The 205-nt window shown below is 72.2% G+C and carries 1 protein-coding gene; it reads right to left on the reverse strand.

Features of this window, described 5'->3' with window-relative positions; translation table 11 throughout:
- A partial coding sequence (locus BN358_RS12950) for an aldehyde dehydrogenase family protein (protein WP_040583465.1) occupies positions 1-205 on the reverse strand: 205 nt, incomplete at both ends.

Consider the following 205-nt stretch of genomic DNA (forward strand, 5'->3'; position numbering starts at 1 on the left):
TTCAGCAGCGCGGCCTGCCGCTCGCCGGGCGTCGTGCGTCCCCAGCTGGTCCGGAAGGCCGCATCCGCAGCGGCGTACGCGGCATCCACGTCGGAGGCGGCCGACACCGGAGCTCGGGCGATCACCGCCGCCGTCGCGGGATCGATCACGTCGGTGAAGGAGTCAGTGGCGGCGTCGACGTAGCCGCCGCCGATGAAGTTCTGCA

The sequence above is a fragment of the Sedimentibacter sp. B4 genome (genome assembly GCF_000309315.1).
Taxonomy (GTDB): Bacteria; Bacillota; Clostridia; order Tissierellales; family Sedimentibacteraceae; genus Sedimentibacter; species Sedimentibacter saalensis.